General features: G+C 49.0%; 11 protein-coding genes. 4 read left to right on the forward strand and 7 right to left on the reverse strand.

Annotated features, from left to right (window positions below; genetic code table 11):
* Positions 1 to 97: 97 nt before the first annotated feature.
* From glmM to rlmE, 4 genes are all read right to left on the reverse strand, one after another.
* Positions 98 to 1,435, reverse strand: coding sequence for a phosphoglucosamine mutase (glmM, locus tag C9I98_RS13980; RefSeq protein WP_036816173.1), 1,338 nt, complete (start codon positions 1,433 to 1,435; stop codon positions 98 to 100).
* A 60-nt stretch (positions 1,436 to 1,495) separates the two neighbouring features.
* A complete protein-coding gene (gene folP, locus C9I98_RS13985; RefSeq protein ID WP_107272108.1) occupies positions 1,496 to 2,326 on the reverse strand; it encodes a dihydropteroate synthase in 831 nt (276 codons plus the stop codon).
* Between the two features lie 245 nt (positions 2,327 to 2,571).
* On the reverse strand, positions 2,572 to 4,551 hold the full coding sequence (gene ftsH, locus C9I98_RS13990; protein ID WP_036822470.1) for an ATP-dependent zinc metalloprotease FtsH: 1,980 nt from the start codon (positions 4,549 to 4,551) through the stop codon (positions 2,572 to 2,574).
* Between the two features lie 49 nt (positions 4,552 to 4,600).
* Positions 4,601 to 5,230 (reverse strand): 23S rRNA (uridine(2552)-2'-O)-methyltransferase RlmE, encoded by a 630-nt coding sequence (gene rlmE / locus C9I98_RS13995; protein ID WP_107272109.1) that lies wholly within the window; start codon positions 5,228 to 5,230, stop codon positions 4,601 to 4,603.
* Between the two features lie 139 nt (positions 5,231 to 5,369).
* Between rlmE and yhbY the strand changes: the two genes are divergently transcribed.
* Positions 5,370 to 5,666: a ribosome assembly RNA-binding protein YhbY gene (yhbY, locus tag C9I98_RS14000; RefSeq protein WP_036828171.1), complete on the forward strand. Its 297-nt coding sequence runs from the start codon at positions 5,370 to 5,372 to the stop codon at positions 5,664 to 5,666.
* 91 nt (positions 5,667 to 5,757) lie between these two features.
* On the opposite strand, the gene greA is transcribed toward yhbY, so the two are convergent.
* Positions 5,758 to 6,231, reverse strand: coding sequence for a transcription elongation factor GreA (gene greA, locus C9I98_RS14005; RefSeq protein WP_036828173.1), 474 nt, complete (start codon positions 6,229 to 6,231; stop codon positions 5,758 to 5,760).
* Between the two features lie 464 nt (positions 6,232 to 6,695).
* Here greA and C9I98_RS14010 point away from each other — a divergent pair, with 464 nt between their 5' ends.
* The 3 genes from C9I98_RS14010 to dacB all read left to right on the forward strand — a co-directional run bounded on the left by C9I98_RS14010 (position 6,696) and on the right by dacB (position 10,761).
* Positions 6,696 to 7,685 (forward strand): porin, encoded by a 990-nt coding sequence (locus C9I98_RS14010; protein ID WP_036827291.1) that lies wholly within the window; start codon positions 6,696 to 6,698, stop codon positions 7,683 to 7,685.
* Positions 7,686 to 8,180: 495 nt separating this feature from the next.
* Positions 8,181 to 9,170 carry a porin gene (locus C9I98_RS14015; RefSeq protein ID WP_036827294.1) on the forward strand — a complete coding sequence of 330 codons (990 nt, stop codon included), beginning with the start codon at positions 8,181 to 8,183 and terminating at the stop codon, positions 9,168 to 9,170.
* Between the two features lie 115 nt (positions 9,171 to 9,285).
* Positions 9,286 to 10,761, forward strand: a complete 1,476-nt coding sequence (gene dacB, locus C9I98_RS14020; RefSeq protein WP_245907163.1) for a serine-type D-Ala-D-Ala carboxypeptidase — start codon at positions 9,286 to 9,288, stop codon at positions 10,759 to 10,761.
* Between the two features lie 103 nt (positions 10,762 to 10,864).
* On the opposite strand, the gene C9I98_RS14025 is transcribed toward dacB, so the two are convergent.
* The gene (locus tag C9I98_RS14025; protein ID WP_036824126.1) at positions 10,865 to 11,719 is read right to left on the reverse strand and encodes a magnesium transporter; all 855 of its coding nucleotides are present in this window, start codon (positions 11,717 to 11,719) and stop codon (positions 10,865 to 10,867) included.
* A 543-nt stretch (positions 11,720 to 12,262) separates the two neighbouring features.
* Positions 12,263 to 15,487: a carbamoyl-phosphate synthase large subunit gene (gene carB / locus C9I98_RS14030; protein WP_107272110.1), complete on the reverse strand. Its 3,225-nt coding sequence runs from the start codon at positions 15,485 to 15,487 to the stop codon at positions 12,263 to 12,265.
* Positions 15,488 to 15,503: the final 16 nt, after the last annotated feature.

Here is a 15,503-nt window from a genome sequence, read left to right on the forward strand (position 1 = left end):
TTGACTGACAAGTAAAATTTGGATGAAAAACCCTATTTGTGAATTACTTGTCCAAGATTTAAACAAAGCCGACGTTAAGTTTCGGATTTTATGCCGTTTAGCAATTATCCTTAACAGCCTGGGCAATATCCAGTGCTGACGCCTTTACAAGCTCGGCATCTTCACCTTCTACCATTACGCGGATCAACGGCTCGGTGCCCGATTTACGCAATAGTACACGCCCCTTCTCACCCAGTTTAGCCTCTGCAGCCGCTTGTGCCGACAAAACTGCATCAGATTCCAATGGGTTAGAATCACCAGCAAAACGTACGTTCTCCAGTACCTGCGGGTACATGGTCATGCCGTCAGCCAGCTCTTTCAATGTCATCTTGCTACCAACAATCGATGCCATCACCTGCAGGCCAGCCACGATACCGTCACCGGTGGTCACCTTGTCAAGCAGGATAACGTGGCCCGAGTTCTCGGCACCAATTAGCCAATCGTGCTTTTTCAGCTCTTCCATTACGTAGCGATCGCCCACTTTGGCGCGCACGAATGGAATACCCAGGTTCTTCAGCGCATTCTCCATACCCAGGTTGGTCATCAGGGTACCGACGACACCGCCTTTCAGTTCGCCACGGCGCAGGGCATCGCGGGCAATGATGTAAGCGATCTGATCGCCATCAATCTTGTTGCCTTCCTCGTCAACCATGATCACACGGTCGCCGTCACCGTCTAGGGCAATACCGAAGTCGGCTTTCTCTTCCAACACTTTCGCCTGTAGCGCGGCAACGTCGGTGGCACCCACTTTATCATTGATGTTGGTACCGTTTGGCTCGCAACCGATAGTGATCACCTCAGCGCCAAGTTCTTTAAATACATTAGGCGCGATGTGGTAAGTTGCGCCGTGGGCACAGTCAACCACGATCTTGTAGCCAGCCAGATCATACTTCGACGGGAATGTGCCTTTACAGAATTCAATGTAGCGGCCAGCGGCATCTTCGATGCGGTACGCTTTACCCAGCATGGCCGACTCAACGCATGTCAGCGGCTTTTCCATTTCAGCTTCAATCGCCAGTTCCACTTCGTCCGGCAGCTTGGTACCTTCTGCTGAGAAGAACTTGATACCGTTATCGTAGTAAGGGTTGTGCGAGGCTGAAATCACAATGCCCGCTTCAGCACGGAACGTACGGGTAAGGTACGCAACAGCCGGGGTTGGCATCGGGCCGGTGAATGCCGCCTTAAGCCCCGCAGCCGCCAAGCCTGCCTCAAGTGCCGATTCCAGCATGTAGCCTGAAATACGGGTATCTTTACCGATGATGACTTTCTTCGTACCCTGCTGGGAAAGCACACGGCCAGCCGCCCAACCCAGCTTTAAAACAAAATCAGGGGTGATTGGTGCTTTGCCAACTAAACCACGTACGCCATCGGTACCAAAGAACTTACGTTCAGCCATTATTCGCTCCTAGCAAATTTCTATTCATTCTATTTATTCCTACCACCAGTGAGTAGCCACTTACTGCTGGGATAGGGTCATCTCGCACACCTTAAGCACATCGACGGTTTCTTTGGCGTCATGTACCCGAATAATCTGTGCGCCTTTCATTGCGGCAATGGCAGCGCAAGCAAGGCTACCGGCAAGACACTCTGCAGGTTGTTTATTTAACAATTTAAAGATCATCGATTTGCGCGACATCCCCACAAGAAGCGGGAGCCCGAAACGATGAAACTCATCCAAATGTGCAAGCAATTGGTAATTATGTTCTATTGTTTTGCCAAAACCATAGCCGGGGTCAAGCAGAAGTTGTTCACGCTGAATACCGACACTCTCACAGGCGGCAACCCGCTCTGCAAGGAAATCGCCAACGTCTGCAATCACATCCTTATAGCTTGGCTGGGCCTGCATTGTACGCGGTTGGCCTTGCATATGCATCAAGCAAATAGGCACCCCGGCATCAGCCGCGGCCTGCAACGCCCCTGCTTCCTGCAATGCACGAACATCGTTAATTAAATCGGCACCGGCTTGAACCGCCTCGGTCATGACCTGTGCCTTGCTGGTATCAATAGAAATCCAGCAGTCAAAACGGGTTCGGATAGCCTCAATAACGGGGATCACCCGCTCTAACTCCTGTGCCAGCGCAACGTCGGCAGCACCAGGGCGGGTCGACTCACCGCCGATATCAATAATACTGGTGCCAGCATTGAGCATACTTTCAACATGGAAGAGTGCATTATCCAGGTGGTTGAACTTGCCACCGTCAGAAAAAGAGTCTGGGGTAACGTTCAAAATCCCCATGGTGTGGGGACGGGACAAATCAAGGGTTTTATCCTTGCTGGTCAGTATCACAGCGTGCTCCTAATTATTCCCTTTTAGCTATCGCGACAATCTAGCATATTCCTGTCAGAGCCATGACAGCAAATAAGAAAATTCCAATAGCTCATTTGATAAATAAGTGTTGTACCAATCCCATTAACTATCTGGTCAGAGTTAACCTGCAAAAAAGATTAGATAATGAATGGGGTTGGTATTATCACCGACCGGTAATAAAAAACCCCAGCCAAGGCTGGGGTTTATAGTTTCATCGAAGAGGATTAAGCCTGAGGCTTGGTATCGTCTTCTTTATTCTGTACTGGCTGTGACTCCGGTGATTGCTCAGGAGACGCTGGCGCTTCCTCAGTTTTCTCTTCCGGTGCTTCAGCAGCTGGTGCAGCCGCAGTCTCTTCTGCAGGCTTCATGGTGTCGTCTTCGTTACCCCAGCCTTTCGGCGCACGGATAACTGACTTACGCTCCATCAGATCATCAATCTGACCAGCATCGATAGTTTCGTACTTCATCAGCGCATCTTTCATCGCATGCATGATATCCATGTTTTGCTCTAGGATTTCACGTGCTCGCTCGTAGTTGCGATCGATAATAGCGCGAACTTCGTTATCGATAAGCTTAGCGGTGTCATCCGACATGTGCTTGCTTTGCGTCACTGAACGACCAAGGAATACCTCACCTTCGTCTTCTGCGTACAGCAATGGACCAAGCTTGTCAGAGAAGCCCCACTGGGTCACCATCTTACGGGCGATGTCTGTCGCACGCTCGATATCGTTCGATGCACCCGTTGATACCTTATCCACACCGTAGATCAGCTCTTCAGCCAGACGACCGCCGTATAGGCTAGAGATCATTGACTCAAGGAACTCACGTGAGTGGCTAACACGGTCTTGCTCAGGTAGGTACATGGTTACACCCAACGCGCGACCGCGTGGAATGATAGATACCTTATAAACAGGATCGTGATCCGGTACGAGGCGACCGATGATGGCGTGGCCAGCTTCGTGGTAAGCCGTTGACTCTTTCTGATCTTCAGACATCACCATCGACTTACGCTCTGCGCCCATCATGATTTTGTCTTTCGCCAGTTCGAATTCAACCATGGATACGGTGCGCTTGTTACCGCGCGCTGCAAACAGTGCCGCTTCGTTAACTAGGTTAGCCAAGTCAGCACCCGAGAAACCCGGCGTACCACGAGCAATCAGCTCAGGCTTCACGTCACCGTCTAGCGGTACCTTACGCATGTGTACTTTCAGGATCTGCTCACGACCACGTACATCCGGTAGACCAACCACAACCTGACGGTCGAAACGACCAGGACGTAGTAGGGCTGGGTCAAGTACGTCAGGACGGTTAGTTGCCGCGATAACGATGATACCTTCGTTACCTTCGAAACCATCCATCTCAACTAGCATCTGGTTAAGGGTTTGCTCACGTTCATCGTGACCACCACCTACACCCGCGCCACGCTGACGACCGACAGCATCGATCTCATCGATAAAGATGATACAAGGAGCAGCTTTCTTTGCTTGGTCGAACATGTCACGGACACGGGATGCACCCACACCAACAAACATTTCAACAAAGTCAGAACCCGAAATGGTAAAGAATGGTACTTTCGCTTCACCGGCAATGGCTTTCGCAAGTAGCGTTTTACCCGTACCAGGAGGACCAACCATCAACACACCCGTAGGGATCTTACCGCCCAGTTTCTGGAAACGGCTTGGATCACGTAGGTAGTCAACCAATTCTTTTACGTCTTCTTTTGCTTCATCACAACCTGCCACGTCGGCAAACGTTGTTTTGATTTGGTCTTCGCTCATCATTCGAGCTTTGGACTTACCGAACGACATGGCACCCTTGCCACCGCCGCCCTGCATTTGGCGCATAAAGAAGATCCAGACACCAATCAGCAATAGCATTGGGAACCACGATATGAAGATGGAAGCCAGCAGGCTTGGTTCTTCAGGCGGTGTGCCCATTACTTTTACGTTAGCGTTAATTAGGTCGTCTAACAGCTTTTGGTCGTTATAGACAGGTAGATAAGTGACGTATCGCGTGTTATCACGTTTGTATACGGTAATCTCACGATCATTGAATCGTACTTCCCTTATCTGATCCTGACCGATTTCACGGACAAAGGTTGTATAGTCGACTTGACGGCCAGCACTATCACCAGGACCGAAGCTCTGAAATACAGACATCAGAACCACAGCGATGACCAACCATAAAATCAAGTTTTTTGCCATGTCACTCAAGGTGTTAACCCCGCGATAACTAATAGATGAATTTAGGGTACTACAGTTTATAGCCTGTAGCTACAATATATACCTCACGAGAGCGATCTCGTGACGAGTCCGGTTTACGAATTTTGACAACTTTGAACATACTGCGCACTTCTGCCAAGTACTGGTCAAAGCCTTCGCCTTGGAAAACTTTTACCGCAAAGCTGCCGTTTGGTGCAAGTACTTGCCTACACATATCTAATGCTAGTTCAACAAGATACATTGCTCTAGGCTGATCTGAAGCCAAGTTGCCACTCATGTTAGGCGCCATATCCGAAAGGACGACATCTACCATGTCTGGCTGAATGCGCTCAAGCAGCGCGTCTAGTACCGCTTCCTCACGGAAATCCCCTTGCAGGAAACTCACACCAGGTAGCGAATCCATCGGCAAGATGTCACAGGCGATAACTTGCCCGTCATCACCGACAACCTCAGCAGCATATTGTGACCAACCACCAGGTGCAGCACCCAGATCAACTACGGTCATGCCAGGTTTCAGTAATTTATCTTTATTTTGGATTTCTTCAATTTTGAAGATGGCACGAGAGCGATAACCTTTTTTTTGCGCCTCTAGAACATATTTATCATCAAAATGCTCTTTCAGCCAACGGCCTGAGCTGGCCGAATGCTTTTTTTTACTCATGATTTACCTAATGAGTTTGGGTACTTATCAAGTATACTCAGCGACAAATTCGCTGGCGTATACTAAACAAATTAGTCTTCTAGACTATATGGCGTTAGAATACCCTGTTTTCAACCCTAATATACAAAATAGAGTCGACATGAATCTAAGCACCAAACAGAAGCAACACCTGAAGGGTCTTGCTCACAACCTAAAACCTGTTGTCCTTATGGGTGCAAACGGCCTTACTGAAGCGGTTCTGGCTGAAATCGAACTGGCACTTAACCACCATGAGCTTATCAAGGTTAAAGTTGCTTCAGAAGATCGTGAGACCAAAGTTTTGATCGTTGACGCGATTGTCCGCGAAACCAAAGCTGAAAAAGTTCAGGTTATTGGTAAGACATTGGTTCTTTACCGTCAGAGCGAAGAGCGCAAAATCGAGCTTCCTCGCAAATAAAAAAGGCCGCCGCTGCGGCCTTTTTTATACGTTAATCATGGCATGGAATGCCGTGATTGATTGCAGTTAGTCACATTTATTAACAAAACTGTTAGATGTAAGCGACTTCTGCAATTTCAAACTCACGCTGACCACCCGGTGTCGTGATAGTCACTTCGTCATCTTGCATTTTACCGATCAGGCCACGGGCAATCGGTGAGTTCACCGAAATACGACCCGCCTTGATATCAGCTTCGTCGTCACCCACGATCTGGTAAGTCTCTTCTTCTTCGGTATCAACGTCGATTAGCGTTACCGTCACACCAAAAATCACCTTGCCAGTGTTTTCCATCTTCGTTACGTCAATGACCTGAGCAACTGATAGCTTGTATTCGATATCGCGGATCTGCGCTTCACAGATACCCTGCTCTTCACGGGCAGCGTGATACTCTGCGTTTTCCTTAAGGTCACCCAGTTCACGTGCTTCGCCAATCGCCTGCGAAATAATCGGGCGACGCTTCATCAATACATCTAATTCTTCGCGCAGCAGCTTCTCGCCGCGAACCGTCATTGGAATCTTATCCATAAATTTACTTACCTCAACGCCCCCAATAGCGATAGCTATATAAAGGCAAAAAAAAGCCAGCCCGGTACCAATACCGAACTCACCGATTATTAATAGGGAACCTAATCATTCTAAACAAAGATTCGCCGCAGGTCACCTGCGATTCAACTTCATGCCTCGCAGTCCTAAACGATCGCAACAAAGAAAAAAGTTGCCTCCATCACAAAGTAACGGGCTCTGATAATTAATCACTTTTTAAAAAAAATCTAAATGCAAGCCATTTCCGATAAAAATAGAACCCTTTAGTGTAAACGTAACCACTTAATAATTAAGTGAAAAACAATCACTTACAAGAAAGTGATAACGTTTTCACCGATCTTTTAATTTCATTTTACTACCACCCTGCCTGCCAACTTGCGTACAAAGAACCCGTGCTTTTAAACCCATAAAAAGCAACCAATAACGACCTTACAAAGGATCAGACAATGAACAAAAAACTATTAGCTATTGCACTTTCAGCAGCAGCGCTTTCAAGTACGGCAACAGCAGCAGAAATCTACTCAGACGACACTTACAGCCTATCAATGGGCGGCCGTTTCGACGCACGTGCAGTATTCAATACTGACGCACCAGAAGGTGAGTCAAGCGCTATCGACCGTACCCGTATCCGTCTTAACCTTGGCGGTAACATGCAGCTAACCGACAACCTATACGGTATCGGTTTCTGGGAAGGTGAGATGACCAGTGCAGGTGATCAGGGTGACAACGGTAACGTAAACAACCGTTTCGCTTACGCGGGTATCGGCGGTGATTTCGGTCGCGTGGTATTCGGTAAGTCGCACGGCGCCCTAGGCATGCTAACGGATACAACTGATATCCTGCACTTCCACGGTAACGAAGTGGGCGGCAAGATTGCAGCCGGTGACCGTACAGGCAGCAACCTATCTTACCTGGGTTCTTTCGAAGTAGGCGGTAACAACCTAGTTCTTCGAGCCAACTACGCATTTGATATCGCAACGCAAGATACGACATCGTCAAATAGCGAAGGTTACTCTGTTGGTGCCATGTACAACATGGAAATGGGCCTAGGCTTTGGTATCGGCCACGCAGAACAAAACCGTGTTGATGATGAAAAGCAAACTCAAAGCTTCGCTTCTATTACCTACCAAACTGGCGGCCTATACCTAGCAGGTCTTTACCAAGACTCTAGCAACTTCCGTGACTTTGCAGGCCAAGAAGTTGAAGAAAGTACTGGTTACGAGCTAACCGCCGCTTACACTATCGACAAGCTACGTATTGCAGCAACGCACAACTACCTTGAAGATACAGAGCGTAACCTTGACGTTAAAGACATGGTTGCAGTAGAAGCGGCTTACTACTTCAAGCCTAACTTCCGCGTATTCACTTCTTACAAGTTCGAAGGTATCGAAGGTAAGAGCGACCAGGTAATGGTTGGTACCCGCTTCCTATTCTAGGATTCTCCCCTACATTGAATGCTAATTTGCGCAGGCCACTGGCCTGCGCTTTTTTATCCCTGCTAGATCCCTGCCGCCACCCTTGGTAAAAATCGGCAACCTCACGCCAATGCCGTGCGATACCGTGAAAAGTCGAAAAACCCACCAAGCTCACATAAACCAGCAAGCATCAATCCAGCAAACATAAACCCACCAAACATAACGTGTTTTACATCACAAAAATACACACACTTTCAATTTTTAAAATCACAAAAAAGCTAAAGAAAACCCTAAAACATACTAAAAACGAATACTTTCAGTGAACTTTATTGATCACATGTAAGCCACTGATTAAATTGATAAACTATACCAATAAAGCCCACTAAAACCATTCACCCTGTCTTTTTTTAAGAACTTTTTACTAACCCTCAACGCTTATAAGCAAGTAAAAAGAACACCATGCATTTAGCACAGTTATATATGCATACAACAAAATAATTCCAAAAGGATTCGACAATGAACAAAAAACTGATTGCTCTAGCAGTAGCAGCAGCATCTATCTCTTCTGTAGCTACAGCTGCTGAAGTTTACTCTGACGAAACTTCAAGCCTAGCTGTTGGCGGTCGTTTTGAAGCTCGTGCAGTAATGGCGGACAACAACGAAGGCGACAGCAAAGTTTCTGACGCTACTCGTGTTCGTGTAAACATCGCTGGTAAAACAGACATCACTGACACTATCTACGGTATCGGTTTCTGGGAAGGCGAATACACTGATGGTAACGAAGTTAACAACCGTCACCTAAACGCTGGTATCGGTGGTGACTTCGGTCAAATCCGTTACGGTAAAACTGACGGTTCTCTAGGTATGATCACTGACATGACTGATATCATGTCATACCACGGTAATGAAGCTGGTGGCAAAATTGCTGCAGCTGACCGTACTTCTAACAACCTAGCATATGTTGGTTCTTTCGACCTAGGTGGCGACAACCTAACAGTGAAAGCTAACTACGTATTTGCTGGTGAAAACGAAGACCTAAACGGTACTTACGATGTTGATGGTTACTCAGCTGGTGCTATCTACACACTAGACATGGGTCTAGCGTTCGGTGCTGGTTACGGTGAGCAAGACACAGAAGATCGTGATACTGCGAAGAATGCTTTTGCTGGTCTTTCTTACACTTACGGTGACTTCTACGTAGCGGGTCTATACCAAGACTCTCGTAACACTGATGCTGATAAAGTTCGTGGTTACGAATTTGCTGCAGCTTACACTTACGGTAACACCGTGTTCGTCGCAACTTACAACTACCTAGAAGATGCAGACGCTTCATCTAACGAAGCTCTAGCTGACTCTATCGCAGTTGACGCAACTCACTACTTCAATAAGAACTTCCGTGCTTACGCATCTTACAAGTTCAACAACCTAAGCACTTCTGATGCAGGCGCTGCAACTCGTGCAGACACTTCTGACGAGTTCGTACTAGGTGCACGTTACGACTTCTAATCCCGTTTGGATTAAAAGCGTTACGCACAAATAAAGATGCAGGCCTTCGGGTCTGCATTTTTTTGTTCTATGATGAGGGCTATCCCCAAACCGCCTAACCCGATACAGGTTTGCCATGCTAGCACGCTTCGCAAAACGATTTTCTACTCCCCGCAATAAAACCAATACCCTCTTAGCATCTCGCTTGTTGCTTTTTATCACCCTGGCTATGAGCCACCAGAGCATTGCCCAAGATCAGGCTATATCGTTAGACAAAGCACTTTCCTATTTACCGGCAGGAAGCGATGCGGCCATCGTGGTCATTGATGCCGACACCGGCACTCGGTTGTACCAACAACGGGAGGAGCAATTTCAGCCTCCAGCCAGTATCCAAAAAACCATCACCGCCCTTGCAGCCGCAAGCTACCTACCCAAGGATTTTCGCTTTAGCACCCGTATAGAACAGCAAGGCGACAACTTAATCGTTCGTTTCAGTGGCGACCCCACCTTGATGCGCACCGACTTGGCTCGTTTGCTTAGACAAGCGAGGCAAAAGGGCATCACCGCCGTAAAAGGCGATGTGCTGCTCAACGGTGGGCAATTTAATGGTTACGAGCGTGCAGCGGGATGGCCTTGGGATATATTGGGCGTCTGCTACAGTGCGCCATCAAGTAGCCTTAGCCTTGAGCACAACTGCGTACAAGGTGCCTTATATAGCAACAAGGCACTGGGCCAAACGACCCGGGTGAATATCCCGAGCCACCAGCCGATTAACGTCACCACCAAAGCCAAGGTTGTCAGCAAAGATCAACAACAGCAAAGCCATTGCGATTTGGAATTAACTACAGGCTACAACAACCGCTACCAGCTCGATGGCTGCCTTGTTAAACGCGACAAGCCCCTCCCGCTTAACTTCGCGGTACAAGACACCACCGCTTTTATCACTGCCGTGATCAAGCAGGAACTAGGTAACCAAGGCATTCGGTTAAGCGGAAAAGTAAAACGCGATGATAGCGCCAAGGGCAAGCTTATCGCTACGCACTATTCCTCGGCCCTGCCAGAGTTGCTTGACACCATGATGAAGGATTCTGACAACCTGATTGCCGATAACCTCACCAAAACCCTCGGCGCGCGCTACTTCCAACAAGCCGGTACTTTTGCCAACGGTACTGAAGCTATCAAGGCAATCATTAAAGAGAAAACAGGCATTAACCTGGAAAGCAGTATTTTGGCTGACGGATCAGGGTTATCGCGTAATAACCGCATCACAGCAGCCAAAATGGCTGAAGTGATCACTTACATCCACCAGCAAGATGAGCAACTCGAGCTACTCAATACCATGCCAATCAGCGGCCAGAGCGGCACCTTGCGCTATCGCCAAAGCTTGCGCCAGCCACCATTAAAGGGGGCTATCGCAGCCAAGAGTGGTTCTCTTTACGGTACCTATAATTTGGCTGGCCAGTTAACGGCGAAATCTGGCAAAACGCTGCTCTTCGTGCAAATGGTCACTAACTACCATCCGCCCGAGCGCGATGAAAATGCGCCAGCGGTAGCCACGCCGATCGAGGCATTCGAGCGCCAACTTTACCGCCAGCTTTACGATAGCTATTAAGTTGCTTCTCTATTAAGTTATCTTCTACTAGAGGCAAACAAAACGGGGAGTCCATACCATGGGCTCCCCGTCGTTTTTACGCTGTGATCTATTTTTAACTAGACTAGGCAAGCCCCAGGAATGCATTGACCGTCTTGAAGTAGATGATCATGCCAGTGATATCTACCACCGAGGCCAACACCGGACTCACCAGTACCGCGGGGTCAAGCTTGGCTGCGCGGGCAATCATCGGCAGCACCCCACCGACCGTGGTCGACAGGACAACCTGTAGCGAGATTGCCACCCCGATAGCCATCGCGATATCCATCAGCTCCATGCCGATTGGCAGCGAAGAGCCATCGCTGAACATCATCACCCGGCCCATGATCACTGCAGCCAGCACGCCGGCAATCGCCAATGCGACGCGGAATTCCTTCCATAAAACCTTTGCCCAGTCCCGGCAGCGTATTTCTTCCATTGCCAAAGCACGCACCACCAATGTGGCAGCCTGGGAACCGGTGTTCCCCCCCGCTGCTGCGATCACCGGCATATATACCGCCAGCAGCACCAGCTGGCTTAGGGTGTCTTCGTAATGGGAGATAATCAGTCCCGATACAATCCCCAGCAATGCCAAGCCTACAATCCAGCCGATACGCTCACGCACATGGCTGAATACGCTGTTTTGCAAGTAATGGCCTGCTGGCTCGGCTTCAGAGCAAATCAAGCCCAGGCCGTTGGCCAAGTGGCGCATGCACACTTCTTCGTCCATTTCGTCCAGCAGATCCAATAAGGTCTGGACATGGCGAAGTGGGATTTCATGTAATATCGCAATCGCTTCTGAAATAGGCATCTTGACCAACAGCTTCGCCTGTTCATTGATGTCATATTTCAAAAACGCGTTGCGTGCGGCCAGAACGTCGTTCTGAGCCAATTCTTCGTTTACCACTGCAGCATCAGCTGCATAGTTCATTACCGCCATGGCGAATCTCCCGATTAGCTAGGTCACGGCAACGACCACCAGAATACGCCATAACACGGCGTGAATGTGCTAGTCACTATCTGGAAAAGCTATGTTCTAAAGCCACTCCACAGACAGCAAAAAAGCCTGTCATTCACCACACATTGGCGAGATTCTATATTGAGTTAAATGGTTGGGAAAACCGAGGAAGAGTTTGTCTAAAGGGGTATCAATAAATTGATAAGAGAACAGACTATTCCGAACCTGGGGCTGGCTCGGAATCATAGGAGACCGACACCTTAGCAGGTTTGATTTTCCACCTTCATACTCGGGGGATGGTCGGTATCGTTCATCTAAGTCTCCAAAAAATAAGTATCGCTTATGCGACGCGGCTAATTGTACGCCCTTCACTTGTCAGTTCAAGGGGAATTTGATCCATAAGTGCCACAAATTATTAATGAGAACACATATTCACAACACTATGTCATTTGGGTGAATGAAATACCCAGCAAATAAAAAAACGGCCTGCTAATGCAGGCCGTTTTCGTTCAAAGCAATGCTTGATTAAGCGTTGTTCAGACGAGCGTGTAGCTCTTGTACTGATGTTACCTTGTTACGGTCATCGGCAGTCCAAGCCATACACGTTGCAAAGGCTGCGTTTAGCGTAGTGGTGTAGTTCACCTTCTCAGCCAATGCACCGCGACGGAGTACTTTCGAATCTTCGATAGCCTGACGGCCTTCCGCAGTGTTAACAATGTACGAGTACTCGTTGTTCTTGATACGGTCAAGAATGTGAGGACGACCTTCGTGTACCTTGTTCACTAGACGAGGGTTGATGCCCGCTTCACCTAGCACAACTGCCGTACCGTGGGTTGCATCCAGCTCGTAACCCTGCTTAACCAGCTTAGAAGCTAGGTCAACAACACGCTGCTTGTCGTTACCGCGAACAGATAGTAGGGCACGGCCCTTCGCTAGCTTCTCTTTACCACAGCCTAGCTCGGCTTTAGCAAATGCTTCCGCGAATGTGTCACCCACACCCATCACCTCACCGGTAGAACGCATTTCTGGGCCTAGTAGTGGGTCAACACCTGGGAACTTGTTGAACGGCAATACCACTTCTTTCACTGAGTAGTAAGGTGGAATAATCTCTTTGGTAAATCCTTGCGACTCTAGAGATTGACCAGCCATTACACGCGCAGCAATCTTAGCCAGTGGTGCACCTGTCGCTTTTGAGACGAATGGGACAGTACGCGCAGCACGTGGGTTAACCTCGATTAAGTAAACTTCGTTGTCCTTCACCGCGAACTGGGTATTCATCAGGCCACGTACACCAAGCTCGAAGGCTAGCTTCTCAACTTGCTGGCGCATCACATCTTGGATTTCCTGGCTTAGGGTGTAAGCAGGCAGTGAACATGCGGAGTCACCTGAGTGAACACCGGCTTGCTCGATGTGCTCCATGATACCGCCGATAACCACGCGCTCACCGTCACAGATAGCATCGATATCAACTTCAGTTGCGTCGTCTAGGAAGCGGTCAAGTAGTACCGGCGACTCGTTAGACACGCTAACCGCTTCGTTGAAGTAACGGCGCAGGTCAGCTTCGTCATATACGATTTCCATCGCGCGGCCACCCAGTACATACGATGGGCGAACAACAAGCGGGAAGCCAATTTCTTTTGACTTCTCAACCGCTTGCTCAAGCGCAGTTACGGTTGCGTTCTCTGGCTGCTTAAGGCCTAGACGCTCAACGGCTGCTTGGAAGCGCTCACGGTCTTCCGCGCGGTCGATGGCATCAGGGCTAGTACCGATGATTGGCACGCCAGCGGCTTCTAGTGCACGCGCCAGTTTAAGTGGCGTCTGGCCACCGTACTGAACGATAACGCCTTTTGGCTTCTCAACACGCACGATAGACAATACGTCTTCCAGTGTTACCGGCTCGAAGTACAGGCGGTCTGAGGTATCGTAGTCAGTCGATACTGTCTCTGGGTTACAGTTAACCATGATGGTCTCGTAACCGTCTTCGCGTAGTGCCAATGAAGCGTGAACACAGCAGTAATCGAATTCGATACCCTGACCGATACGGTTCGGGCCACCGCCCAATACCATGATCTTGTCTTTGTCGGTTGGCTGGGCTTCACACTCTTCATCGTAAGATGAGTACATGTAAGCCGTGTCAGAAGAGAACTCAGCCGCACAGGTATCGACACGCTTGTATACCGGGTGGATATCGTACTGGTCACGCAGTTTACGGATTTCAGACTCAGCCACACCCAGTAGCTTAGCCAGGCGAGCATCAGCAAAACCTTTGCGCTTCAGCTTGCGTAGCACGTCTGCGTTCAGGCCAGCAAAACCGCCCTCTTTCACGTCGTTCTCTAGCTTCACTAGCTCTTCGATTTGAACCAGGAACCAGCGGTCGATGTTGGTTAGGTTGAACACACCGTCGACAGATAGGCCAGCACGGAATGCGTCCGCGATGTACCAAATACGCTCGGCACCGGCATCTTTCAGCTCATGACGGATAGTCGTCAGTGCGTCAGGCGCATCCAGGTCAACCATTTCATCGAAGCCGTTCGCGCCCACTTCCAGACCGCGAAGTGCTTTTTGTAGTGACTCTTGCTGGTTACGGCCGATAGCCATCACCTCACCTACCGACTTCATCTGAGTCGTTAGACGGTCGTTTGCACCGGCAAATTTCTCGAAGTTAAAGCGAGGGATCTTGGTAACAACGTAGTCGATAGTTGGCTCGAACGAGGCTGGCGTCGCGCCGCCAGTGATGTCGTTCATTAGCTCATCAAGGGTGAAGCCGATAGCCAGTTTCGCTGCTACTTTTGCAATCGGGAAGCCCGTTGCCTTTGACGCCAGTGCAGAAGAGCGAGATACACGCGGGTTCATCTCGATGATAACCATACGGCCATCTTTCGGGTTGATACCAAACTGGACGTTTGAACCACCAGTTTCAACACCGATTTCACGCAGTACCGCTAGCGATGCGTTACGCATCAACTGGTATTCTTTGTCTGTTAGGGTCTGAGCCGGTGCGACTGTGATTGAGTCACCAGTGTGGATACCCATTGCGTCGAAGTTTTCGATTGAACATACGATGATGCAGTTGTCGTTCTTGTCACGAACCACTTCCATCTCGTACTCTTTCCAACCAATCAAAGATTCGTCGATAAGCAGCTCGTTGGTTGGCGATAGGTCCAAACCACGGCGACAGATTTCTTCGAACTCTTCTTTGTTATAAGCGATACCGCCACCGGTACCACCCATAGTAAATGATGGGCGGATGATACACGGGAAGCCAACCATATCGAGTACTTTGTAAGCCTCTTCCATGGTTTTCGCCGTATCGGCGCGAGGACACTCTAGGCCGATTGACTTCATTGCCGCATCGAAGCGAGAACGGTCTTCCGCTTTATCGATAGCGTCAGCCGTTGCACCAATCATCTCCACGCCGAACTCTTCCAGTACGCCGTGCTTCTCAAGATCAAGCGCACAGTTCAGTGCAGTCTGGCCACCCATTGTCGGTAGTACCGCATCTGGACGCTCTTTTTCAATGATTTTACGTACCACTTCCCAGTGGATAGGCTCGATGTAAGTTGCATCCGCCATTTCTGGGTCAGTCATAATGGTGGCTGGGTTAGAGTTCACCAGAATAACGCGGTAGCCCTCTTCGCGCAGTGCTTTACACGCTTGAGCACCTGAATAGTCAAACTCACAAGCCTGACCGATAACAATTGGGCCAGCACCCAGAATTAGAACACTTTTAATGTCAGTACGTTTTGGCATTTCTTACTACTCCGGC

Source organism: Photobacterium sanctipauli, assembly GCF_003026495.1.
Classification (GTDB): domain Bacteria; phylum Pseudomonadota; class Gammaproteobacteria; order Enterobacterales; family Vibrionaceae; genus Photobacterium; species Photobacterium sanctipauli.